The 20,681-nt window shown below is 66.4% G+C and carries 25 protein-coding genes; 6 read left to right on the forward strand and 19 right to left on the reverse strand.

The genetic code is table 11. From position 1 onward, the window contains the following. Positions 1-88: 88 nt before the first annotated feature. The 5 genes from VGV58_RS09440 to VGV58_RS09460 form a co-directional block, all read right to left on the reverse strand. On the reverse strand, positions 89-976 hold the full coding sequence (locus VGV58_RS09440; RefSeq protein WP_326873759.1) for a PhzF family phenazine biosynthesis protein: 888 nt from the start codon (positions 974-976) through the stop codon (positions 89-91). A gap of 98 nt (positions 977-1,074) precedes the next feature. After that, complete coding sequence (gene gatA / locus VGV58_RS09445; RefSeq protein WP_326873760.1) at positions 1,075-2,589, reverse strand: Asp-tRNA(Asn)/Glu-tRNA(Gln) amidotransferase subunit GatA; 1,515 nt, start codon at positions 2,587-2,589, stop codon at positions 1,075-1,077. 61 nt (positions 2,590-2,650) lie between these two features. Further along, positions 2,651-2,938, reverse strand: a complete 288-nt coding sequence (gene gatC, locus VGV58_RS09450) for an Asp-tRNA(Asn)/Glu-tRNA(Gln) amidotransferase subunit GatC (RefSeq protein WP_326873761.1) — start codon at positions 2,936-2,938, stop codon at positions 2,651-2,653. 131 nt (positions 2,939-3,069) lie between these two features. Next, positions 3,070-3,768 carry a metal-dependent hydrolase gene (locus tag VGV58_RS09455; protein ID WP_326873762.1) on the reverse strand — a complete coding sequence of 233 codons (699 nt, stop codon included), beginning with the start codon at positions 3,766-3,768 and terminating at the stop codon, positions 3,070-3,072. A 51-nt stretch (positions 3,769-3,819) separates the two neighbouring features. Beyond that, complete coding sequence (locus VGV58_RS09460; protein ID WP_326873763.1) at positions 3,820-4,104, reverse strand: GIY-YIG nuclease family protein; 285 nt, start codon at positions 4,102-4,104, stop codon at positions 3,820-3,822. Positions 4,105-4,291: 187 nt separating this feature from the next. On the opposite strand from VGV58_RS09460, the gene ade reads away from it, so the two are divergent. Beyond that, positions 4,292-5,992 carry an adenine deaminase gene (gene ade, locus VGV58_RS09465; RefSeq protein ID WP_326873764.1) on the forward strand — a complete coding sequence of 567 codons (1,701 nt, stop codon included), beginning with the start codon at positions 4,292-4,294 and terminating at the stop codon, positions 5,990-5,992. Here the strand turns inward: ade and VGV58_RS09470 are convergent. From VGV58_RS09470 to VGV58_RS09500, 7 genes are all read right to left on the reverse strand, one after another. Continuing rightward, on the reverse strand, positions 5,989-6,423 hold the full coding sequence (locus tag VGV58_RS09470; RefSeq protein ID WP_326873765.1) for a hypothetical protein: 435 nt from the start codon (positions 6,421-6,423) through the stop codon (positions 5,989-5,991). The genes ade and VGV58_RS09470 overlap by 4 nt on opposite strands. Positions 6,424-6,568: 145 nt before the next feature. Continuing rightward, positions 6,569-7,534: an Ldh family oxidoreductase gene (locus VGV58_RS09475; RefSeq protein WP_326873766.1), complete on the reverse strand. Its 966-nt coding sequence runs from the start codon at positions 7,532-7,534 to the stop codon at positions 6,569-6,571. Next, on the reverse strand, positions 7,531-8,460 hold the full coding sequence (locus VGV58_RS09480) for a hydroxyacid dehydrogenase (RefSeq protein WP_326873767.1): 930 nt from the start codon (positions 8,458-8,460) through the stop codon (positions 7,531-7,533). Before VGV58_RS09480 ends, VGV58_RS09475 begins: the two co-directional genes overlap by 4 nt. Positions 8,461-8,484: 24 nt before the next feature. Continuing rightward, on the reverse strand, positions 8,485-9,537 hold the full coding sequence (locus VGV58_RS09485; protein ID WP_326873768.1) for a YeiH family protein: 1,053 nt from the start codon (positions 9,535-9,537) through the stop codon (positions 8,485-8,487). After that, the gene (locus tag VGV58_RS09490) at positions 9,534-10,136 is read right to left on the reverse strand and encodes a GNAT family N-acetyltransferase (RefSeq protein ID WP_326873769.1); all 603 of its coding nucleotides are present in this window, start codon (positions 10,134-10,136) and stop codon (positions 9,534-9,536) included. The genes VGV58_RS09485 and VGV58_RS09490 overlap by 4 nt, the downstream gene beginning before the upstream one ends. A 32-nt stretch (positions 10,137-10,168) precedes the next feature. Further along, entirely contained in the window at positions 10,169-11,320 is a 1,152-nt protein-coding gene (locus VGV58_RS09495; protein ID WP_326874115.1) for a UxaA family hydrolase, read from the reverse strand. A 220-nt stretch (positions 11,321-11,540) separates the two neighbouring features. After that, positions 11,541-11,828 (reverse strand): UxaA family hydrolase, encoded by a 288-nt coding sequence (locus tag VGV58_RS09500; protein ID WP_326873770.1) that lies wholly within the window; start codon positions 11,826-11,828, stop codon positions 11,541-11,543. A gap of 146 nt (positions 11,829-11,974) precedes the next feature. Here VGV58_RS09500 and VGV58_RS09505 point away from each other — a divergent pair, with 146 nt between their 5' ends. The 3 genes from VGV58_RS09505 to ruvX all read left to right on the forward strand — a co-directional run bounded on the left by VGV58_RS09505 (position 11,975) and on the right by ruvX (position 14,438). Further along, positions 11,975-12,691: a GntR family transcriptional regulator gene (locus VGV58_RS09505; protein ID WP_326873771.1), complete on the forward strand. Its 717-nt coding sequence runs from the start codon at positions 11,975-11,977 to the stop codon at positions 12,689-12,691. A 175-nt stretch (positions 12,692-12,866) separates the two neighbouring features. Continuing rightward, positions 12,867-13,871: a tripartite tricarboxylate transporter substrate-binding protein gene (locus tag VGV58_RS09510; protein ID WP_326873772.1), complete on the forward strand. Its 1,005-nt coding sequence runs from the start codon at positions 12,867-12,869 to the stop codon at positions 13,869-13,871. A gap of 60 nt (positions 13,872-13,931) precedes the next feature. Beyond that, on the forward strand, positions 13,932-14,438 hold the full coding sequence (gene ruvX, locus VGV58_RS09515) for a Holliday junction resolvase RuvX (RefSeq protein ID WP_326873773.1): 507 nt from the start codon (positions 13,932-13,934) through the stop codon (positions 14,436-14,438). Here the strand turns inward: ruvX and VGV58_RS09520 are convergent. Together VGV58_RS09520 and VGV58_RS09525 are read right to left on the reverse strand one after the other, a co-directional pair. Next, a complete protein-coding gene (locus tag VGV58_RS09520; RefSeq protein WP_326873774.1) occupies positions 14,428-14,787 on the reverse strand; it encodes a hypothetical protein in 360 nt (119 codons plus the stop codon). The two genes, ruvX and VGV58_RS09520, sit on opposite strands and share 11 nt — an antisense overlap. A 159-nt stretch (positions 14,788-14,946) precedes the next feature. Then, on the reverse strand, positions 14,947-15,339 hold the full coding sequence (locus VGV58_RS09525; protein WP_326873775.1) for a hypothetical protein: 393 nt from the start codon (positions 15,337-15,339) through the stop codon (positions 14,947-14,949). Between the two features lie 241 nt (positions 15,340-15,580). Here VGV58_RS09525 and VGV58_RS09530 point away from each other — a divergent pair, with 241 nt between their 5' ends. Beyond that, positions 15,581-15,898: a hypothetical protein gene (locus VGV58_RS09530; protein WP_326873776.1), complete on the forward strand. Its 318-nt coding sequence runs from the start codon at positions 15,581-15,583 to the stop codon at positions 15,896-15,898. Between the two features lie 70 nt (positions 15,899-15,968). Beyond that, complete coding sequence (locus VGV58_RS09535; protein WP_326873777.1) at positions 15,969-16,253, forward strand: hypothetical protein; 285 nt, start codon at positions 15,969-15,971, stop codon at positions 16,251-16,253. A gap of 17 nt (positions 16,254-16,270) precedes the next feature. Here VGV58_RS09535 and dprA read toward each other — a convergent pair whose 3' ends face one another. Genes dprA through VGV58_RS09560 form a run of 5 tightly spaced genes read right to left on the reverse strand, consistent with a single transcriptional unit; the run spans position 16,271 to position 20,635 of the window. Then, a complete protein-coding gene (gene dprA / locus VGV58_RS09540; RefSeq protein WP_326873778.1) occupies positions 16,271-17,479 on the reverse strand; it encodes a DNA-processing protein DprA in 1,209 nt (402 codons plus the stop codon). Continuing rightward, on the reverse strand, positions 17,480-18,103 hold the full coding sequence (plsY, locus tag VGV58_RS09545; protein ID WP_326873779.1) for a glycerol-3-phosphate 1-O-acyltransferase PlsY: 624 nt from the start codon (positions 18,101-18,103) through the stop codon (positions 17,480-17,482). A gap of 30 nt (positions 18,104-18,133) precedes the next feature. Beyond that, complete coding sequence (gene pyrC / locus VGV58_RS09550) at positions 18,134-19,450, reverse strand: dihydroorotase (protein ID WP_326873780.1); 1,317 nt, start codon at positions 19,448-19,450, stop codon at positions 18,134-18,136. After that, the gene (locus VGV58_RS09555) at positions 19,443-19,685 is read right to left on the reverse strand and encodes a hypothetical protein (RefSeq protein ID WP_326873781.1); all 243 of its coding nucleotides are present in this window, start codon (positions 19,683-19,685) and stop codon (positions 19,443-19,445) included. The genes pyrC and VGV58_RS09555 overlap by 8 nt, the downstream gene beginning before the upstream one ends. A 5-nt stretch (positions 19,686-19,690) precedes the next feature. After that, positions 19,691-20,635, reverse strand: coding sequence for an aspartate carbamoyltransferase catalytic subunit (locus VGV58_RS09560; RefSeq protein WP_326873782.1), 945 nt, complete (start codon positions 20,633-20,635; stop codon positions 19,691-19,693). Positions 20,636-20,681: the final 46 nt, after the last annotated feature.

Genomic DNA, 20,681 nt, shown 5'->3' on the forward strand with positions numbered 1-20,681 from the left:
CGCAGACCCGAGAATCTCATGACAGGAACGCGTTGGCCGGCGCCTCATCGGCCTGAGATGCTCGGGTCAAGCCCGAGCATGACGTGTCTCAAACCGTCGCCTCGCCGCGCAGTACCGGCACGCAGCCACCGCCGACGGTGGCGCGGATCTCGCCGTTGACGCGCCGCGCCGTGACATTCAGCAGACTCGGGCGGCCCATCTCGACGCCCTGCGCGATCTCGAAGGCGAGGCTGTCCTTGTCGGAGAGCGACAGGGTCAGGGCGGCGAGCGTCGCGCTCGCGCTGCCGGTTGCCGGATCCTCCCAGGTGCCCGACAGCGGCGCGAACATGCGGGCGCGCACCCTGTCGCCATCCCAGGCGTAGAAGAAGATCGAAAGCCGCCCTTCCAGGACGGGATTGGCGGCCGAGAGCCGGCGATAGGCTGCGATGTCCGGTGTCGCCCGTGTCAGCGCCTCCGGCGTGACCTCGGCAAAGAAGAACTTGACCCCGACCGAGGCCTGCTGCGGCAGATGGCGGCCAGTCAGGACATCCTGCGCCTGAAGTCCGGCGCAGGCGGCGATCGCGTCGGCCGGCAGCTGGATGCCGAGCGAGAGCGCCTGCGGTGCGGCGATGGTCGCGCCCGTTACCAGTCCGGCGGCATCGCGCGCAACCCTGACCTCGACGAGCCCCGCCATCTCCTCGAACAGCAGGATGCCGTCGCGGTCGCGGCCATGGCCGGCGAGAACGCAGGCGGTGCCGACATTGGGGTGGCCGGCGAAGGGCATCTCGGCGGTACGGTGGAAGATGCGGACGCGCGCCGTGTTGGCCGGATCGCTCGGCGGCAGCACGAAGGTCGTCTCGCTATAGTTCATTTCCGCCGCCAGTGCCTGCATCTCGGCATCCGAGAGGCCGCGCGCATCGGTGAAGACGGCGAGCTGGTTGCCGCCGAAGCGGGTGTTGGTGAAGACGTCGACGGTTTCGAACGGATAGGACGGCATGGCGGTCTCCGGCAGCCTGATCAGGCGCGGAGACTGCCACCCTGTGTCGCGTCCGGGAAATCAGGATTCGGAATGCGACCGATCACGCCAAGGTAGGCTCAGGCCCACCAGCGCTCCGTCACCGGGAAGTGGCCGGCCGCCTCTTCGATCACCCGCCCGAGCGAGAACAGCGTCTCCTCGTCGAAAGGCCGGCCGATCAGCTGCAGGCCGAGCGGCAGGCCCTGGCTGTCGAGTCCCGCAGGCACGGCGATACCCGGCAGGCCGGCCATGTTCACCGTCACCGTGAAGACGTCGTTGAGATACATCTCGACCGGGTCGGAAGAACCCTTTTCGCCGATTCCGAAGGCGGAAGACGGCGTCGACGGCGTCAGCACCGCGTCGATGCCCTGGTCGTAGACCTGTTCGAAATCGCGCTTGATCAGCGTGCGGACCTTCTGGGCGCGCAGATAATAGGCATCGTAATAGCCCGAGGACAGCACATAGGTGCCGATCATGATGCGGCGCTTGACCTCGGCGCCGAAGCCGGCGGCGCGGGTCTTCTCGTACATCTCGACGATGTCGCGGCCCTGCTCGCGCAGGCCGTAGCGGACGCCGTCATAGCGGGCGAGGTTGGACGAGGCCTCGGCCGGCGCGACGATATAATAGGCTGGCAGGGCGTATTTGGAATGCGGCAGCGAGATCTCGACGATCTCGGCACCGGCAGCCTTCAGCCAGTCGATGCCCTGCTGCCAGAGCGCGTCGATCTCGGCGTTGAGGCCTTCCAGCCGGTACTCCTTGGGAATGCCGATCCGCATGCCCTTCACCGAGCGGCCGACCGACGCCTCATAATCCGGCACAGCGCGGTCGACCGAGGTGGTGTCTTTCGGATCATGTCCGGCCATGGAACGCAGCATCACCGCGCAGTCGCGCACGGTCTTGCCGATCGGCCCGGCCTGATCGAGCGAGGAGGCGAAGGCGACGACGCCCCAGCGCGAACAGCGGCCATAGGTCGGCTTGATGCCGACCGTGCCGGTGAAGGCGGCCGGCTGGCGGATCGAGCCGCCGGTATCGGTCGCGGTGGCGGCGAGGCAGAGATGCGCGGCGACGGCCGCGGCCGAGCCGCCCGACGAGCCGCCTGGCACCAGATGATTGCCCTCGATTGCGCCGGCAGCTCCTGCTCCGACGTTGGAACCCTGGCGTCGCCAGGGATTGACTACTGGCCCGAAGGCCGAGGTCTCGTTCGACGAGCCCATGGCGAACTCGTCATTGTTGAGCTTGCCGAGCATGACGGCGCCGTCACGCCAGAGCTGCGACGAGACCGTCGATTCATAGGGCGGCACGAAGTTGCCGAGAATGCGCGAGCAGGCGGTGGTGCGCACGCCCTTGGTCGCGAATAGGTCCTTGATACCGAGGGGCAGGCCTTCCAGCGGGCCAGCCTCGCCCTTGGCGAGCTTCTCGTCCGAGGCGGCAGCCTGCTTCAGCGCATGCTCGGGCGTCTCCAGCACATAGGCGTTGAGCGCGCGCGCCTGCTCCACCGCGGCGATATGCGCCTTGGCGAGCTCGGTGGCGGAGAACTGCTTGGCCTTCAGCCCGTCACGGGCGTCGGTCAGGGTCAGGCGGGTGAGATCGGTCACGGGAAATATCCGTAAAACGTATAGGAACGGGCGATGAAGGTCAGCGGAGCGCGTCAGGCGCTCACTCGATCACCTTCGGCACCATGAAGTAGTCGTCCTCGGAGGCCGGCGCATTGGCGACGATCTCGTCAGCGATCTCGCCGTCGTTCACGATGTCCTGTCGCTTCTTCATCACCATCGGGGTGACCGAGGTCATCGGTTCGACGCCGGTAACATCGACCTCGTTGAGCAGCTCGACGAAGCCGAGGATGGCGTTGAGCTCGCCTTGCAGCTTCGGCACATCCGCATCATCGACGGCGATGCGCGAGAGATGCGCGACGCGTTTGACGGTGGCGGCGTCGACCGACATGGGCGGGCTCCTGTTGGGATCGGCGCAGCAACGCCGGTAATGGTTCGCCAGCGCTATAGCGCGCGGACCGCCAGTAAGTCAGCACTTACTTGCGGCCCGCTGCGTGTGGGCGGCTCACAATGACTGCGGCGTCAGATCGTGACCGCCTTGCCCTTCTCCGGCACCAGCGCCTCGACGCCGCTGCCCTTCAGCCCCTCGACGAAGACCGCCGCGTCTTGGGCGATGATCGGGAAGGAGCCGTAATGGCAGGGGATGGCGAGCTTCGGCTTGACGAAGCGGGTCATCGCCAGCGCCGCCGTCCTGGCGCCCATGGTGAAGCGGTCGCCGATCGGGCAGATGCAGGCCTCGACGCCGTGAATCTCGGCGAGCAGCGCCATATCCGAGAAGATGTCGGTATCGCCCATGTGCCAGAGCGTCTTCTCGCCGGGCGCCTTGATGATCGCGCCATTGGCGTTGCCGACCGGGACGGCCACCCCCGCTTCTCCCATGCCTGCCGAATGATCGGCGCGGACCAGGGTCACTGAGAAGGCGCCGAGATCGACTGTGCCGCCTGTGTTCATCGGCTGGAACTTCTTCAGCCCCTTCGAGGCAAGGTGCATGCAGAGGTCATAATTGGTGATCACGGTAGCGTCGTTCGCCGCGGCGATGGCAAGCGTGTCGCCGACATGGTCGCCGTGGCCGTGGGTGATGACGACATGGCTGACACCCTTGCCGGCGGCGGCAACATCGCCTTCGAAGGCTGGATTGCCGGTGAAGAACGGATCGATCAGGACCGAGGCGCCGGGCAGGTCGAGCCGAAACGCCGAATGGCCGAACCAGGTGAGCTGCATGATGGTCTCCGCGAAAGGCTGTGCCGGCAGGGTATAGCCGGGCTGGCCGGCTCAATCGAGATGGGTGGTTGGATAGAGATCGTTCCAGTCGGGATTGGTGCGTTCGATCAGGGCGATTTTCCAAGCGCGGTGCCAATGCTTCACACGCTTTTCGTGAGCGATCGCATCATTAGGATCGGCGAAAGATTCGGCGTAGACGAGCCGCATGACGCGATAGCGCCGGGCGAACTCGGAGCCTCGACCGTCGCGATGCTCCTCGACGCGTCTCGACAGCGAGTTCGTCACACCGACATACAATGTGCCATTCTTCTGACTCGCGAGAATGTAGAGCCACATAACCCTACCCTAGTCGTCCCGGGCGGAGCGGCGCAGCCGTGCAGACCCGGGACCCATGCCTGACGATAGCGAGATTGGCCTGACCGTCACAGCGCCGATCACAACTTGATCAGTGTTCGGGCATGGGTCCCGGGTCTCCCTGCGGTCGCCCGGGACGACTAGCCTCTTCTGATCGAGGAGTTTTCCGATGACCGATGCAGCCACCTTCGCCCGCCGGATCGCGCAAGGACGCGGCGACGAGCCGGCCGATCTCGTCATTCGCGGCGCGCAGCTGTTCGATCTCGTTACGGGTGACCTCACACCGACCGACATCGCGCTCTGCGGCGACACGATCGTCGGCACCCATGGCCGCTACGAGGGCAAAGCGAGCTTCGACGCCTCTGGCCTGATCGCGGTACCCGGCTTCATCGACACTCATCTGCATGTCGAATCCTCGCTGGTGACGCCGCTCGAATTCGAGCGCTGCGTGCTGCCGCACGGCGTCACCACGGCGATCTGCGACCCGCATGAGATCTCCAATGTGCTGGGCGCCGACGGCATCCGCTATTTCCTCGATTGCGCCGAGGCGATGCGGATGGACCTACGCGTCCAGCTCTCGAGCTGCGTGCCGGCGACGCATCTGGAAACGGCGGGAGCTGCGCTCGAGGCTGGCGACCTCATCCCGTTCATGGACCATCCCAAGGTGATCGGCCTTGCCGAGTTCATGAACTTCCCTGGCGTGCTGCATCGCGACCCCGGCTGTCTCGCCAAGCTGGAGGCCTTCTCGCACCGGCATATCGACGGCCATGCGCCGCTGGTTCGCGGCCTCGACCTCAACGGCTATCTCTCCGCCGGCATCCGCACCGACCACGAGACCACGACAGCAGATGAAGCGCGCGAGAAGCTCGCCAAGGGCATGGCGATCCTGATCCGCGAGGGCTCGGTCTCGAAGGACCTGCATGCGCTCATCCCGTTGATCACGCGCGACGCCTCGCCCTTCCTCGCCTTCTGCACCGACGACCGCAACCCGCTGGACATCGCCGAGGAAGGCCATCTCGACTACATGATCCGTACTGCGATCGCTGATGGCGCCGACATCCTCGCGACCTATCGCACGGCGAGCCTGTCGGCAGCGCGGAATTTCGGCCTGTTCGACCGGGGCTTCATCGGACCAGGCAAGCGCGCCGACATCGTTCTGGTCGAGGACCTCGCCGCCTGCCGCGTCAAACTGGTGTTTGCCGGCGGCAGACTGGTCGAGGACAGGCTATTCGAAGACCGGAAGATGGTCCCTCCAGTCGGCCTTGCCAGCGTCCGCAGCCGCAAGCTTTCGCCGGAGGATTTCGCTGTGACGGCACGCGAGGGGGAGACACCGGTGATCGGCGTCGTGCCCGGCCGGATCATCACCGAACGGCTTTCCATGCGTCTGCCGGCAAAAGACGGCTTCGCCTTGCCCGATCTCGGCCAGGACGCCGTCAGGGTCACGGTGATCGAGCGCCATGGCCGCAATGGCGGCATCGCCTCGGGCTTCGTCCACGGCTTCGGCATGAAGCACGGCGCCATCGCCTCCTCGGTCGGCCATGACAGCCACAACCTCTGCGTCGTCGGCGTCGACGAGGCCTCGATGGCGGCGGCGGCCAACCGCTTGATCGAGACCGGCGGCGGCTTTGCGGTGGCGGACAACGGCAAGGTCACGGCCGAATTGGCGCTGCCCGTCGCCGGGCTGATGAGCGACCAGCCCTTCGAGACGGTGCGGCACGGGCTGGAAGGCCTGCGCGCAGCGGCGAAGGCGCTCGGCGTCGTGCTGGCCGAGCCCTTCCTGCAAGTCGCCTTCCTGACCCTGCCGGTGATCCCGCATCTCAAGATCACCGACAAAGGCCTTGTCGACGTTGATCGATTCGACTTCGTCTAGCCGCGGTTGAACAGCTCGCTGCAGCGCGAGAACGACAGGAACATCCCGCCGCTGTCGCGGCTGATCCGGATCGACTCGATCAAGCCTTGCGCGTCGGCCGCGATCTGAGCCTCGCAGACATAGTTGACGCGTTGCGGCGGCTGATAGGTCACGGTCGTCGTGGTGCTGCGGCGGCCGTCCAGCGTCTGCGTCGGGACACGCCGGGTCTGGTAGCTGCCGGGCCGGACGATGCTCGCCTCGCCCCCGCGCCAGGTGTAGATTTGGCCGCCGCTGTCGCGCGGGAAGCTCGAAACCGGCGGCCCGTTGGCGACGAAGAAGGAGTCGGCGCTCTGGCCGACCCATTCGCTGCGCATGGTCTGGGCCGCCTGCTGCGTCGTCTGACAGCCGGCCAGCAACGCCGCGGCACATGCGGCGATGAGCATGGTCTTCATGGTCCCCCCAAAGGCAAATCCGCGCGACCGCATTGTCGGCCGCGCCGTCGTGGATAGCTCTGGGGTTCTTCAATTTTCGCGAGAAAGTCCGCTAAAAGTCGCGGCAAATTCCCTTGCGTCATGCGGCCTATTGCGGCGGTGAAGCTCAGAGAGCGACCTCGATCCCCTCGGCCCGTGCCTTGGCTCGCAGCCCGTAGCGCCGCATACCCGGCAAACGCGTTCCCGGCTGCTCCTCGATCGCGTGAGTCAGCAGCTTCATGCGCTCGGCGAACCAGTTGCCCCCCATGCTTGCGGGGTCGATGGCCAGGATGAGCTGACCGGTGTCGGACGGGCCGCCTTCGTCGTTGAAGAAGGGCGAGGCCTGGAAGGCGAAATGCGTACCAACCAGAGCGGCGGCGAGGATCTCGACCATCATCGCCAGCGTCGCACCCTTGGCGTCGCCGAGCGGAACCATGGTGCCGCCGAGCGCAGCCTTGGCGTCCGTCGTCGGATTGCCGGCCGCATCGAGCGCCCAGCCTTCGGGAATCGGTGTGCCCTTCTGGCTTGCCGCGACGATGGGACCGCGTGCCACCTTGGACAGGGCCATGTCGATGACCACCGGCTCGCGCCCTGCAAGCGGCGCGGCAAAGGCGATCGGATTGGTGCCGAAAATTGGCTTGGAGCCGCCCCAGGGTGCCATAGCGCCGGGCGTATTGGCGAAGAGCAGCGCAACCAGCCCCTGCTCCGCCAGGCGCTCGACATGCAGGCCGGCCGCGCCGCAATGGCTGGAACGGCGGATCGGCGCTGAGGCGATCCCCTGCGCGCGGGCGATCTCGGGCAATTCGCTGACGGCGAGATCGATCGCGGGATAGGCGAAGCCGTGGCCGGCATCGATCGCTAGCACGCCGGGCTTGGGCTTGCGCGCGATCGGTATGGCCTGCCCGTCGATCTTGCCGGCACGCAGCATGGCGAGATAGGTCGGGATCCGCATGAGGCCGTGCCCCTTGAGGCCATCGGCCTCGGCCATCACCAATGCCCACGCGACGGAGGCGGCGTTGGCGGGCGAGGCGCCGGCCTCAATGAACAGATCCGCGACCTTCTGCTCGGCCGCTTCCAGTGAGAGCTTCGTCATGCCCTGCCCTCCAGTGCGGCCATGACCCGCTCGGCGACGAGCCCGGAGACGCGACCGTTCGATTCGACTGTATTGCCGGCGATATGCGGCGTCAGGATCAGATTGGGCGTGCCAGCGAAGAGTTTGGCACCATCGGCCTTGAGCGGCTCCTGCTCGAAGACGTCGAGTGCCGCGCCGCCCAGGCGCCCGCCCTTCAGCGCCGCAACCAGCGCCGCCTCGTCCATGATGCCGCCGCGCGCCGCGTTGATCAGGATGGCGTCGGGCTTCATCCTGGCGAAGGCGGCCTCGCCGATCAGCCCGCGCGTTTCGGGCGTAAGCGGCAAATGGATCGAGATCACGTCAGAGGTCGAGAGCAAGGCGTCGAGCTCGAGCTTCTCGATGCCCTGCCAAGCGTCGCCAGCCGGAACATAGGGGTCATAGGCGGCGACGGTCATGCCGAGCGCCTTGGCATGCCGCGCCGCATCGCGGGCGATCGCGCCGAAGCCGACCAGGCCCATGCGCTTGCCGGCGATCTCGCGGCCGATCAGTTTCGTCTTCGGGAACTCGCCGGCAAGCATCGCGGCATTGGCGAAATAGGCGCCGCGCAGCAGCGTCATCGCCGTGCCGATCACGTACTCCACCACTGACAGGCTGTTGGCGCCGGTGGCGGGGAAGACCTTGATGCCGCGGGCCGAGCAGGCCTCCATGTCGATATTGTCGAGCCCGACGCCGAGCCGGCCGACCACCTTCAGCTTCTTCGCCGCCGCCAGCACATCGCCGCGGACCTGCGTCTGGTTGCGGACGATCAGCGCCGGGATGTCGGCGACCAATCGCGCGAGCTCGTCCGGCTTGCCGAAAAGCTCGGGGTCATGGTGCACGCTGTAGCGCGCTTTCAGCGCCGCCACCGCCGCCTCGTCCATGAATTCGGTGATGACGATGTCGGTCATGGCTCTTTCCGCTGTGATGATAGGTCAGCCGAGCAGGATGATCCCGCTCGTGGCGACGACGAGGATAACGAGGCTGGTGCCGGTGACCACGGCGAGATGACGCCAGCCGAGCCGGGCCATCGCGGCTATCGAGGTTCCCAAGCCGAGCGCCGCGATCGCGATCAGCAGGCCCCAGCGCGAGATCTCGAGCAGGATGTCGCGGATCGGCAGGTAGACGCCGGCGACCCCTGCCTGCGTGCTCAGCACGCTGTTGATCAGGCACATGATCAGGAAGACGAAGGCGAAGACCGGCACCGGAACCTTGGCGTCGCCATGGGTCTCGCCATGGCGGGTCAGCCACCAGCCGACGATCAGCACCGCGGGCAGCAGCAGGAAGACGCGGAAGAGCTTGACGATCACTGCCGCGTTCGCGGCTTCGTCCGAGACCGCCTGGCCGGCGCCGACGACCTGCGCGACATCGTGGATGGTCGCACCGAGCATGATTCCGGTCTGCTGTTGCGAGAGGCCGAGCCAGGCGCAAAGCAGCGGATAGGCCAGCATCGCGAGCGTCGAGAGCACGTTCATCGCGATCACGGTGAAGGCGGTGTCGGCGGCCTTGTTGCGGTAATCGGGCACGACCGTCGAGGTGGCGAGCGCGGCCGAGGCACCGCAGACCGCCGTGGCAACGCCGCCGAGCGCGCCGACACCGGGCTCGCGGCCGAGCAGGCGCGCCAGCACGAAGCCGGTGACGATGGTCGCGGTCATCGCGACGATGACGAGCAAGGCGGTGCTCAGGCCAAGCGCAGCGATGTCTCCGAGCGCGACGCGCAGACCCAGCAGCGCGATCGCCCAGCGCAGCAGCTTTTTGACGCAGAAGGTCATGCCCGGCTCGAAGCGCTTCGTATTGGCGATCGGATGCAGGATCATGCCGATCACCAGCGCGATGACGACGGCCGGAAGGCCGACACGCCCGCCGGCGAGCTGCTTCAACACAGGCTCGGCCAGGACGGAGGCGATCGCCACCACCGCCGACAGGGCGATGCCCGGTGCGAGCCGGCCCAGTCCGTTCGTCAGGCGCAAGGTGGCCGTTTCAGTCATGATTGCAGTTCGATCCGATACATCAGCCGCTCCTCCGGCCCGTAGAACGGGGCGACGAAGCTTTCAATGAAACGCCCGCCACTTTTCTCGATGATCCGCCGCGAAGCGCCGTTGCTGGCATCGCAGGTGATCTTCAGGAACGGCAGGCCGATGGTGCGTGCCTCCGCGAGCACCGCCGCCAGGGCGGCGCTGGCATAGCCGCGCCCGGCATGCCCCGGCAGGATGGTGTAGCCGACATGGCCGAGCACATGCGGCGGCAGCTCGGTGACCGGCCTGCCGGCCTCGTCCTCCTGCCAGCGCAGATTGATGCTGCCGACGAAGGGACGCTCCGGCCGGTCGACCGCGATGATCCAGCGGATCATATCCGGCAGGCGCGGGACCTCGCTGCCGTCATGTAGGCGGATCGCGCCGCCGCGGTTGTTCAGCCCGGCGACGAAGGCGTCCGGATCGGCCGCGATCGCCGCCAGCTGTTCAGGCGCGACATTGCGCATCGTGTTCGGGGACCAGCCCGCTTCCAGGGCACGGACATAGGCGGGCAAGACTGCCCGCCCCGGCGCATGCAGTGAAACGATCTTGGAAACGATCCCGTTGTCCGACACTTTTGCCTCGTCGCGCCCGGAGACGCAGTTCCTCAGGCGCTGCGATATAGCTTGGTCATCGAGAACTCGCGATGGCCGAGCGCCTCGGCAGCCGTGAGGCGGCCATTCGCGGTGCGCACGATGTTCTCGATCAGCGCGTCGCCGGCCTGCGGGATGGTGAGATCGCGACGCAGGATGCCGGAGACGTCGACGTCGATGTGCTCGGGCATGGTGCGCATGGTCTTCGGGTTGCCGGTGATCTTGATGACCGGGACGATCGGGTTGCCGATGACGTTGCCCTGCCCGGTCGGGAAGGTGTGCACGACATAGCCGCCCGCCGCCATCAAGGTGACGCACTCGGCCGCGGCCGAGGACGTGTCCATGTAGTAGAGGCCGGGACCCTTTTCCGGCGCCTGCGCCGGCTCCAGGATGTCGATGAACTTGCACTCACGGCCGATCTTCTCAAGGTTGCCGAGCGCCTTTTCCTCGATCGTGGTCAGGCCGCCGGCGATGTTGCCCTTGGTCGGCTGCGAATCGGAGAGGTCGTCGGTCTTGTGGGCCTCGATGACGTCGTCCTGATAGGCCTTCCACATCTTGTACCAGCGCTCGCCAACCTCAGGCGTCGCCGCACGCGCCTTGCAGAGATGCTCGGCGCCGGTGATCTCCGAGGTCTCGCCGAAGACGCCGTAGACGCCGCGCGGGATCCACTTGTCGTACATGTTGCCGACGGTCGGGCAGGAGGACAGGCCGGTGGTGGTGTCCGACTCACCGCATTTGGTCGAGACCCAGAGCTCCTCGATGCCGCATTTCACGCGCTGGAGCTCGGTCGCCCACTGCACGAACTCCTTGGCGACATAGGAAGCCTTGGCGATGGTGGCGATGTCGCCATGGCCCTCGATGCCGAAGCCGACCACCGGCTTGCCGGTCTTGGCGATGCCGTCGACAACGCGCTTGGTCCAGCCGTCCTCGATGCCGATGACGATGACGGCCGCGACGTTCGGGTTCGAGCCGGTGCCGATCAGGGTGCGGAAATGGACCTCGAGGTCTTCGCCGAACTGCAGGCGGCCATAGGCATGCGGGATGGCGAGCGTGCCCTTGATGTTGTTGGCCACGGCCTCGCAGGCGGCATTGGAGAGATCGTCGAGCGGCAGCAGCAGCACATGGTTGCGCACGCCGACGCGATCGTTCTCGCGGCGCCAGCCCATGAAGGAATCGAGGCTGCGGCCGGTCGGGCGCTTGACGAAGGGCGTCTTGAACTCGGGCGCCTCGATCTTGCGGCCCTTCACCCGGGCGAGCTTGCCTTTGACGAGGTCGAAATTGGCGACGATGGAGGACATTGGCGTTTCCTGGACGGTTGAGGGCTCGACCTGCAGGGAGCCCAAAGATCGGAATGGATGAAGGCCAGCGCTCACCAGCGCTTGGTGTTCACCAGCGCTTGGTCTTGGCGTTGTGGACGTGGAGATGCTCGCCCTTGCCGACGTCGGCGATCGCCTTGCCGATGTCCTGGCCGTATTTCCAGATTGTGTCGCCCTTCTTGATGTCCTTGAGCGCGACCTTGTGGCCGATCGGGATGTCCATCTTGGCGGCAAGGCGGAAATCGGAATTGTCGTGCGTGACGACACAGAGCATGTCGGTCCCGGCCTTCAGGCCCTCGACGACGACGACACCGACCGTGTCCTTCTTCTCGTGCACCAGCAGATGCGGCTTGCTCATGGCTGATATCCCTGACCGTTTCCCGTGATCCCTCACACCGTGGCCGAGTTCGTGAAATCGGGCTCGACGCGGCTGCGCTCAAGTCTTATATAAGACATATGAGTGTGCACAAGCTCGAAATCGCAGGGCAGCCCCGAGAGCCCGATATGCCGGAGACGCTAGGCTTCCGGCCGCTCTATCGGCAGGTGAAGGCGATCTTCGTGCGCCGGCTCATGGATGGGGTCTGGGCGCCTGGCGCGATTCTGCCGAGCGAAGGCCAGCTTGCCGCCGAGATCGGCGTCAGCCAGGGCACCGTGCGCAAGGCGCTCGACGAGCTCGCCGCCGAGAACCTCGTCGTTCGCCGCCAGGGGCGCGGCACTTTCGTCGCCGAGCATGACGAGCGCCGCATCCTGTTCCAGTTCTTCAAGCTGGCGCCGGACCAGGGGGCGCCGCGCTTTCCCGACAGCGTCGTGCTCTCGGTGACGACGACTCTCGCCGACGAAGCCGAGCGCGCGGCTCTCGACCTCGCCGAGGACGCCGCCGTCATCCGCATCCGCCGGCAACGCTCTTTCGACGGCGTACCGCTGATCGTCGAGACGGTCAGCCTGCCGCAGCAGCTTTTCCCGGGGCTGGAGAACGGGCCGATCCCGAACAATCTCTACAGCCTCTATGCCGGCCATTACGGCATCACCATTGCCAATGCGCGCGAGCGGCTGAAGGCGGTGATGCTCTCGGCGGAGGACGCTGCCGCGCTCGGAGCTTCTGCTGGCGAGCCGGCCCTGCAGATCGACCGTATCGCCCTGTCGCTCGACGGCACGCCCGTAGAGCACAGGCTCAGCCTGTGTCTGACCCAGGAGGTTCACTACCTGTCGGACCTGCGCTGAGCCGTCCCCGCACCAGGTTTGCTCGAGAACAAGTCGCCTATTTCGGCGAAAAATCAGTTTTTTGCTGTAGATTTTTAAAGTTTCGCTCGAAACCGAGCGAACCAAACTCGGGGGCCGAGAGCCACGAGATTTCGACCAAGCCGACGCAGAGCGGCCGCCCTACTGGAGGAAACGAATGATCGCGCATATCCGCAGATTCCTCATGACGCGCCGCGGCGCCCTCGCAGGGCTCGCCCTGCTGGGGCTCGGCGCACCTGCCCTGGCCCAAGGTTTCCCGACCAAACCGATAACCCTGATCGTGCCCTTTGCCGCCGGCGGCCCCAGCGACGTGATCGCCCGCCTGCTCGGCGAGCATATGGGCCGCACGCTCGGCCAGCAGGTCGTTGTCGAGAACATCGCCGGAGCAGGAGGCACGGCCGGCGCCAAGCGCCTCGTCGCGGCCGAGCCGGACGGGCACACCATGCTCATCCACCACCTCGCGCTTGCCGCAGCGCCGGCGCTCTACAGCAATCTCGGCTATGACACCCAGACCGCCTTCGCGCCGATCGGGCTTGTGAACACAGGGCCGATGGTCATCGCCGGCAAGCTCGCGCTGCCTCCTGTCGATGGCAAGGCCTTCTTTCCCTATGCCAAGCAGCAGGCCGAAAAGCTCACCGTCGCCCATGCCGGCGTCGGCTCGAACGCGCATCTGTGCGCCGTGCTGATCTCGCAGGCCCTGGGCGTCAAGCTCGCCCAGGTCGCCTATCGCGGCACCGGGCCGGCGATGAACGACCTCGTCGGCGGCCAGGTCGACGTGCTCTGCGACCAGTCGACCACGGCCGTGCCGCAGATCCAGTCCGACAAGATCCGCGCCTATGCGGTGACCTCGCCGGAGCGGCTCGGGGTGCTCCCGAACGTCCCGACCTCGCGCGAGGCCGGCACCGAGATCGACATGACGATCTGGCACGGGCTCTACGCCCCGAAGGGCACGCCCGCTGCAGCGCTCGACAAGCTCAACGGCGCGTTGCAGGCCGCGTTGAAGGACCCTGCCGTGCTCGAGCGATTCAAGGCGGTCGGCACCAGTGCCTTTCCGACGGCTGAATGGACCCGCGAGGCCCATGCCAAGCGCTTCGCCGCCGAGGTTGCCAAATGGGGAACGGCGTTGAAGGCGGCCGGACTGACGCCGCAGAACGCCAACTGAACCAAAGCAGAATCAAGCGGGCCGCTCGCCTATGCGGGCGGCCCATGCTACCGGCGGCAGATGAGCAATCTCGTCGCTTTGGATCACTTCCTCGCTCTGCCCGAGCACGCACGCCTGCTCGGGCTGGATCTCGGCACCAAGACGATCGGGCTCGCCTTGTCCGACGTCGAGCGCCGGATCGCGACGCCGCTGGAGACGATCCAGCGCGTCAAGTTCCGTCAGGACGCTGCGGCGCTGTTGAAGCTGGCGGACAAGCACGCGATCGCCGGGCTGGTGATCGGCCTGCCGCTCAACATGGACGGAACGGAAGGTCCGCGGGTCCAGTCGACCCGCGCTTTCGTGCGCAATCTAGCGCCGCTGACGGCGCTGCCGATCGTGTTCTGGGACGAGCGGATGTCGACGCTCGCGGTCACCCGCACTTTGCTCGATGCCGACGCCTCGCGCGCCCGGCGGGCGGCCGTCGTCGACAAGATGGCGGCAGCCTACATTCTGCAAGGCGCGCTCGATCGGCTCGCCCGTCTCACGCCGGATGGGGACGAGCCGGAGGACGGCTGGGCTACGGAATGACGTAGCCGCGCTTGATCGCCTTCTTCTGCGCATCGCGGTGGTTCTTGATCGCCCGCTTCTGGTCTTCGATGCTCATGCCCGCCATCGGATTGTTGGGATTGGGACCGCGCCGATAGCCACCACCGTCCTGGCCATAGCGCCGGTCGTCGCGCCCATAACCGCGATCGTCGCGACCATAGCCCCTGTCGCGGCGGCCCTGATCGTAACCGTTATTATAACCCCGGTCATAGCCGCGGCGACGGCCATAGCTGTCATCTGAATAGTACTGGGCCATTGCCGCGCCGGAGCAGAACACCGCCAGGGCGACGGCGCCGCAGCCGGACAGCAGTGTCTTGAGCGAGGGTTTCATCGTCTTTCTCCAAGGTCGGCAAGGCAACGGCCCCGGGATCGGAACCGCGAGCTCCCGTAGGCCAAGAAAAGGGCCGCCCCGTCATGCGACAGGAGCGACCCTTGGAGCCTAGGCGCCAGGCGTTCAGAATTGATTAAGCCTGTTTATCCTGACCGGTGGTCAGCGATAGCTGCCGCCCGCCGGATCGCGGATGTTGTCGGGGTAGTAGTAGCGCGGCGCATAGTAGCGGCGCGGCGCCACATAGACCGGCTCGTCATAGTAGCCGTCATCATAGCCATAGACCGGCTCAGCATAACGCGGACGGCTGGCAGCGATCGCCGCAGCGCCGAGAAGGCCGAGGCCGACGCCGGCAGCGATGGCAGCGCCACGATTGCCGTGGCGCCAGCCGCGACGATAATATTGCGAGTAGTCGACCTGAGCGGCATCGAGGCGGCTCTTGTCGAAGCCGACCGGGCGGGCCTGGCCCGCCACGACTGGCGTCAGGCCTGCTGCCAGAACGCTGCCGGTGACGGCGAGCGTCACGAGGAAACGGCTCTTTCCGAAAACTGACATGGCATTCTCCTTCTCGGCGGCTTCCCGCCTTGACGCCCGATTTAGCTCGCCCCGGTTGAACCGGGCCTGAACCAATCGCGGCGGAATTGCGACCGGAGATCAACGCGCCAATCCGGAAAGTGTTCCTTTCAAGAAAATAATTACACGCAGTGATTGCATTTCTGGAGATCGAGTAGCAAGAATAGCGTCGTCGAACGCCGGTTCGTTTCCTACAACTGATGCGGCCACGGGGGTGGGCGAGATGAGGAAAGCAATATCGCGGCGAATTAAGGAGGATAAAATCTATCAGGATGACAATCACTTGCCCCGAGTTTCGGGTATCAGCCGCCGCGCCTCGGCCTCGCCCGGTCCGTACCGCATGGACGCGCTGGCGCGCATGCAATTGGAAGTTGCATCTTATATCGAGGAGATCACCGTCGAGCTCGGTGCGATGGCCCGGGCGGCGCAACTCAGCAGCCTCGCCTATTTCGTCGAGATGACCCGGCTGGAGGCTGCGATCAATCGCCGAACTTGCCAGTTGCAGCTCGGCGACGTGCCCGACCCCGACAGCTCGCCCTGAGATCCGGTTTCGCAGTTTATTAAACTATAGGTTGCAATAATTCCATCCAGCAACCTGACAGGAGCGCCCGATGCCGGCCTCTCCGACGACCACCCACCCTCGCAACGCCCTTCTCTCCTCGCATGGCCTGTATCACCACGGCGAACCGGAGGCTCTGGCCCTGCAGCTTCTGGTCGAGAAGCGAGCCCGTCAACGCAATCTGCAGCGCGACGTCGCCGTAAAGGCAGCGAATATGCTCGCCGAACTTGGCAACCAGGCTCGCGCCGCCGATCTCGACCTATTGGTGACCTTCCTCGAGCTTGCGGCGGCGGAGGCCGAGCGCGAGCGCAGCCGCTGGGGCGACGCGGCGGGCTGACCGTCTCGCCGCCAGGGTCATGTCGATCGCGAAAGAGCGCCGCCGGCGTGGCGCTGCACCATGCCTTCCAGTTCCAGCTCCAGCAGGATGCGGCTGACCTCGCGCACCGGATGACCGCTGGCGCGAACGAGATCGTCCATTGCCATCGGTGTCGCGCCGATCAGGTCGAGCAGGCGTCGACGGGGAGCGTCTTCGGCGTGCTCCCCCTGCGATATGGGTTCGCGTTCGAGCTCGAGCTTCGGGGCCGGCAGGATCTCCGGCAGGTCGAGCTCGTCCCAGAGTGCATCCTTCCGCCGCTCCGGTCCGGCTTCCTCTCGCGCCAGCATGGGTACGGCCCCGAACAGGTCGCTCTGCCGGAGCATCGGCGCCAGCACATCGACGACATGCGCCGTCTCGGCACAAAGGATCGCGCCCTCGCGAATCAGGTGATTGCCGCCCTCGGCCCGCGGGTCGAGCGGCGAGCCTGGTACCGCAAAGACCTGACGGCCCTGCTCGTTGGCGAAGCGGGCGGTGATCAGCGAACCGGATTTGCGGGCGGCCTCGACCACGACCGTTCCTAAAGCCAGCCCCGAGACGAGCCGATTGCGCCGCGGGAAATCGCGCCCGCGCGGCACCCAGCCGAGCGGCATCTCGCTCAGCGCCGCGCCCCGCTCACGGATGCGCCCGAGCAAGGGGATGTTCTGCGGCGGATAGACCTCATCGAGTCCGCCGGCCAGAACCGCGATCGTACCGCTTTCCAGACTCGCTTGATGCGCGGCCGTGTCGATCCCGCGCGCCAACCCGGAGACGACGACGAAGCCGGCCTCTCCGAGTTCACGCGACAGCGTCGCGGTGAACTTCAGCCCGGCGGCCGAGGCGTTGCGCGAGCCGACGACGGCGACGCAAGGGCGGTTCAGCACTGCCGGGTCGCCGTCGATGGTGATTAGCGGCGGCGCCGAATCGATCGCCTGGAGCGGTACGGGATAGACCGCCTCGCCGAGCGCGATCAGATAGGCGCCACGCCGGCGCAGCGCTTCGAACTCCCGCTCCGCCTCTGCGGTCGTGCACAGCCTGAGCGTTCGGCCTGCCTGGCGACCGAGCTCCGGCAAGGCCTCCAGCGCTCCCGCGGCACCGCCGAAGCGATTGACCAGGGTCCGGAAGGTGCGTGGGCCGATGCTCTCGCTGCGGATCAGGCGGAGCCAGTCGAGGCGTTGCCGGTCGTCGAGAACGAAACCGGCCATCGCCATTCAGCCCTTCTGTCCGATCTTGCCTTCTCGGCCCGAGAGCAGCCTTCCGATGTTCTCCCGGTGCATGAACCAGAGCAGCAGCGCGAGGAGCGCCATCAGCCCGGCCGCCTGGGCATCGCGGATCCAGAACCAGAACAGCAACGGTGTCAGCAGGCTGGCGATCAGGGCCGAAAGCGAGGAGTACCTGGTCAGATAGGCGATGCTAAGCCAGACCGCGGCGAAGATCAGCGCGATCGACCATTTCAACCCGATCAGGATGCCGAGGAAGGTCGCGACGCCCTTGCCGCCCTTGAAGCGCAGCCAGACCGGGAAGAGATGGCCAAGGAAGGCGCCAAGGCCGGCGGCGAGCGCCGCACTTTTGCCGCCGAGGAGCCAGCCGGCAAGCACCACCGCCGCCGTGCCTTTCAGCATGTCGCCGAGCAGCGTCAGCGCCGCCAGCTTCTTGTTGCCGGTACGCAGGACATTGGTCGCGCCGATATTGCCGGAGCCGATCGTTCGCAGATCCGGGCCGCCGCTCAGCCGGGTCAGGATGATGCCGAACGGGATCGAGCCGAGCAAATAGCCGAGGACGAGCGCGGCGAGCCCCATCGGGCCCGGATACGCCCAAGCGAACGCCTCAGCCATGCAATCTCCCCTGCCCGTCCTGATCCGAGCTTACGCGGGTTCGCCGCGATAGACCACCCGGCCACCGACGAAGGTCGCCTGCACCAGCCCCTGCAGCCGCGCCTCGTCGAAGGGCGAATTCTTGGCGCGGGATTTCAGCTTGCGCTTGTCGACGACGAAGGGGGCGTCGATGTCGATCAAGGCGAGATCGGCCGGTGCACCAACGGCAAGCCGACCGCAGCCCAAGCCCAGCAGTTCGGCCGGCCGGCTCGACAGAGCGGCGAACAGCGAGGCAAGGCCGATCTGCTCGCCATGATAGAGCCTCAGCGCTGCCGGGAGCAGCGTCTCGATACCGAGCGCGCCATTGGCAGCCTCGGCGAAGGGCTGGCGCTTGGTCTCGACATCCTGCGGATCGTGATCGGAGACGATCACGTCGATCAGCCCCTCGGCCACCGCGGCGATCATCGCCAGCCGCTGGTCCTCGTGCCGCAATGGCGGCGAGACCTTGCAGAAGGTGCGGTACTCGCCGACATCGTTCTCGTTCAGGCAAAGATTGTTGATCGAAACGCCGCAGGTGACGGAAAGCCCGTCTTCCTTGGCCCGGCGGATCAGATCGAGCGAGTCCGAGCAGGAGACCATGGCGGCGTGATAGCGGGCGCCGCTGGCCCGGGCGAGGCGCAGGTCGCGCTCCAGCATCACGGTCTCGGCCTCATGCGGGATGCCCGGCAGGCCCTTGCGGCTGGCGAACTCGCCTTCGTTCATCACGCCGACGCCGCGCAGGTCGGGATCCTCGACATGGTTCATCAGCAGCGCGTCGAAATCGCGGGCATAGATCATGGCGCGGCGCATGAGCTGCGGGTTGCGCACGCCGTTGGCACCGTCGCTGAAGGCGACCGCACCGGCTTCGAGCAGCAGGCCGAACTCGGTGATCTCCTTGCCGTGCAATCCCTTGGTCAGCGCTGCCGCCGGCAGGACATTGACGATCGCCTTGTCGCGGGCGCGGCGCTTGATGAAGTCGATGACGGACGGGTCGTCGATCGGCGGATCGGTGTCCGGGCGGCAGATCACCGTGGTGACGCCGCCGGCGGCGGCTGCCTGCGAACCGGTCCCGAGCGTCTCGCGGAATTCCGCACCGGGCTCTCCGAGGAAAGCACGCAGGTCGACGAGGCCGGGCGCCAGCACGAGGCCTTGGCCGTCCTCGACCGCAATGCCGGCCGGCAGTTCCGGACGGTCGCCGCCCCAATGGACATCGGCAATCACGCCGTCGCGGATCAGGACGCTGCCGACGCCCTCCCGGCCGGAGGCCGGATCGACCAGCCGCGCACCGAGGATCGCACAGCCGCTCGTCTGCTCGCTGCTGTCAGCCATCGCTACGCTCGACCCCGTTTGCGCGCTCGCGGCGCTGCGTGAAGACATAATGCCAGAACCCGACCAGCCCCCAGATGCCGACGCACAGCAGCGCGCCGAGGAGCGCGATCAGCCAGGTCCAGGCGGAGTGCGGCTCGGCATAGACGAAGCCGGCCACGACCAAGAGATAGAGTCCGACGAAGACGATCCGAGCCCGGTGCATCCGACGCAACAGCCAGGCGAGGAAGGCCTCCATCCGGTTCAGCCATTGGGCAGGTGCTGCGCGAGCGCATCGAGCACCGCCATGCGTACGGCAACGCCCATCTCGACCTGCTCGCGGATCAGCGACTGGGCGCCGTCGGCCACTTCGGAGGAGATCTCGACGCCGCGGTTCATCGGGCCGGGATGCATGACGAGCGCATCCGGCGCAGCCAGCGAGAGCTTGTCGCGGTCGAGCCCGAAATAGCGGAAATACTCCTTCGAGGACGGAACGAAGGCGCCGTTCATGCGCTCGAGCTGCAAGCGCAGCATCATGACGATGTCGACGCCCTCCAGCCCCTTCTTCATGTCGCGGAAGACCTCGACGCCCATGCGCTCGACACCGGTCGGCAGGAGGGTCGAAGGCGCGATCAGGCGGACCTTGGCGCCGAGAGCGCTGAGCAGGATGATGTTGGAGCGGGCGACGCGCGAATGCACGATGTCGCCGCAGATCGCAACGGTCAGCCCGGCGATCCGGCCCTTGTTACGGCGGATCGTCAGGGCGTCGAGCAGGGCCTGCGTCGGATGCTCATGGGCGCCGTCGCCGGCGTTGACGACCGAGCAGTCGACCTTGCGGGCGAGCAGATTGACCGCGCCGGCGGCGTGATGGCGCACGACCAGAATGTCGGGCCGCATCGCGTTCAGCGTCGCGGCGGTGTCGATCAGCGTCTCGCCCTTCTTCACCGAGGAGGAGCCGACCGACATGTTCATCACATCGGCGCCGAGGCGCTTGCCCGCAAGCTCGAACGAGGCCTGCGTCCGTGTCGAGGGCTCGAAGAACAGGTTGATCTGGGTGCGGCCGCGCAGCGTCGCCGTCTTCTTCTCGATCTGCCGCGAGAGCGCGACATAGGTCTCGGCGCGCTCGAGCAGCGCCTCGATATCCAAATGGGACAGCCCCTCGATCCCGAGGAGATGCCGGTGCGGATAGAGCGGTACGGTCGATGTCATTTGAAGACCGCTGTTTAGGGGCGAGTCGTGGCCGGCGCAAGGCAGC

Origin of the sequence: Allobosea sp. (assembly GCF_035944895.1) — a bacterium.
Taxonomy (GTDB): Bacteria; Pseudomonadota; Alphaproteobacteria; order Rhizobiales; family Beijerinckiaceae; genus Allobosea.

Bases quoted from the DNA above. Each gene is read 5' to 3' on its own strand.
- VGV58_RS09440 (WP_326873759.1), bottom strand. From the start codon at position 976: ATGCCGTCCTATCCGTTCGAAACCGTCGACGTCTTCACCAACACCCGC.
- gatC (WP_326873761.1), bottom strand. From the start codon at position 2,938: ATGTCGGTCGACGCCGCCACCGTCAAACGCGTCGCGCATCTCTCGCGC.
- VGV58_RS09455 (WP_326873762.1), bottom strand. From the start codon at position 3,768: ATGCAGCTCACCTGGTTCGGCCATTCGGCGTTTCGGCTCGACCTGCCC.
- VGV58_RS09460 (WP_326873763.1), bottom strand. From the start codon at position 4,104: ATGTGGCTCTACATTCTCGCGAGTCAGAAGAATGGCACATTGTATGTC.
- ade (WP_326873764.1), top strand. From the start codon at position 4,292: ATGACCGATGCAGCCACCTTCGCCCGCCGGATCGCGCAAGGACGCGGC.
- VGV58_RS09470 (WP_326873765.1), bottom strand. From the start codon at position 6,423: ATGAAGACCATGCTCATCGCCGCATGTGCCGCGGCGTTGCTGGCCGGC.
- VGV58_RS09475 (WP_326873766.1), bottom strand. From the start codon at position 7,534: ATGACGAAGCTCTCACTGGAAGCGGCCGAGCAGAAGGTCGCGGATCTG.
- VGV58_RS09480 (WP_326873767.1), bottom strand. From the start codon at position 8,460: ATGACCGACATCGTCATCACCGAATTCATGGACGAGGCGGCGGTGGCG.
- VGV58_RS09485 (WP_326873768.1), bottom strand. From the start codon at position 9,537: ATGACTGAAACGGCCACCTTGCGCCTGACGAACGGACTGGGCCGGCTC.
- VGV58_RS09495 (WP_326874115.1), bottom strand. From the start codon at position 11,320: ATGGGCTGGCGCCGCGAGAACGATCGCGTCGGCGTGCGCAACCATGTG.
- VGV58_RS09500 (WP_326873770.1), bottom strand. From the start codon at position 11,828: ATGAGCAAGCCGCATCTGCTGGTGCACGAGAAGAAGGACACGGTCGGT.
- VGV58_RS09505 (WP_326873771.1), top strand. From the start codon at position 11,975: ATGCCGGAGACGCTAGGCTTCCGGCCGCTCTATCGGCAGGTGAAGGCG.
- VGV58_RS09510 (WP_326873772.1), top strand. From the start codon at position 12,867: ATGATCGCGCATATCCGCAGATTCCTCATGACGCGCCGCGGCGCCCTC.
- ruvX (WP_326873773.1), top strand. From the start codon at position 13,932: ATGAGCAATCTCGTCGCTTTGGATCACTTCCTCGCTCTGCCCGAGCAC.
- VGV58_RS09520 (WP_326873774.1), bottom strand. From the start codon at position 14,787: ATGAAACCCTCGCTCAAGACACTGCTGTCCGGCTGCGGCGCCGTCGCC.
- VGV58_RS09525 (WP_326873775.1), bottom strand. From the start codon at position 15,339: ATGTCAGTTTTCGGAAAGAGCCGTTTCCTCGTGACGCTCGCCGTCACC.
- VGV58_RS09530 (WP_326873776.1), top strand. From the start codon at position 15,581: ATGAGGAAAGCAATATCGCGGCGAATTAAGGAGGATAAAATCTATCAG.
- VGV58_RS09535 (WP_326873777.1), top strand. From the start codon at position 15,969: ATGCCGGCCTCTCCGACGACCACCCACCCTCGCAACGCCCTTCTCTCC.
- dprA (WP_326873778.1), bottom strand. From the start codon at position 17,479: ATGGCGATGGCCGGTTTCGTTCTCGACGACCGGCAACGCCTCGACTGG.
- plsY (WP_326873779.1), bottom strand. From the start codon at position 18,103: ATGGCTGAGGCGTTCGCTTGGGCGTATCCGGGCCCGATGGGGCTCGCC.
- pyrC (WP_326873780.1), bottom strand. From the start codon at position 19,450: ATGGCTGACAGCAGCGAGCAGACGAGCGGCTGTGCGATCCTCGGTGCG.
- VGV58_RS09555 (WP_326873781.1), bottom strand. From the start codon at position 19,685: ATGGAGGCCTTCCTCGCCTGGCTGTTGCGTCGGATGCACCGGGCTCGG.
- VGV58_RS09560 (WP_326873782.1), bottom strand. From the start codon at position 20,635: ATGACATCGACCGTACCGCTCTATCCGCACCGGCATCTCCTCGGGATC.